The 617-nt window shown below is 46.4% G+C and carries 1 protein-coding gene; it reads right to left on the bottom strand.

Annotation, left to right across the window (positions count from 1 at the left end):
- Window positions 1-15 precede the first annotated feature (15 nt).
- Window positions 16-617: integrase core domain-containing protein (locus HV477_RS27955; protein WP_175065755.1), on the bottom strand; the 602-nt coding region annotated here is incomplete at its 5' end.

Genomic DNA, 617 nt, shown 5'->3' with positions numbered 1-617 from the left:
TGTAATAAAATTACGTCATGCCGCTTCTTTTTCTGGATTCAAATAAACTTCTTGTATGTAGTCCCAGTTGCGAAGTTGCTGACTCCAGCGTTCTGGGTGTTGTTTCTGGGCCTGTCGATAGACAGACTTCCTGGCTGCCAGTATTTTTACATCAAGCCCCCGATGGCGTTCGTCCGGGGTGACATATTTGATCCCACTGTGCTTGTGTTCCAGGTTGTACCAGTTTACGAAGCGATTTATCCATGCCCGGACATCATCTATGGTGCGAAAGCCATTCTCAGGCCACCACGGACAATATTTGAGTGTCCGGAACAACGATTCTGAGTAAGGGTTATCATTGCTGACGCGAGGGCGGGAGTAGGAGCTTAGTACACCGAGAGCATACATTTTTGCCAGCAACGTATAACTACGCATTGGTCCGCCGTTATCAGAATGGAGAACAATGTTTCGTGATGAGCATTTTTCGTTCCAGACCGCTCGTTGCAGTAGTTCTGCGGCATTTTCACCTGACTCACTCGTGAATATTTCTGCAGCGATAATTTTCCGACTATAAATATCGACGATCATATAGAGATAAAAGTGCTGGCCTTTGATCCAGGATGGGATGTAGCTGATGT

It is taken from the genome of Salmonella sp. SG203, from assembly GCF_013350575.1.
Lineage (GTDB): Bacteria > Pseudomonadota > Gammaproteobacteria > Enterobacterales > Enterobacteriaceae > Salmonella > Salmonella enterica.
The sequence above is the reverse complement of the archived record's forward strand: the minus strand, read 5'-3'. Positions and strand labels throughout refer to the sequence as shown.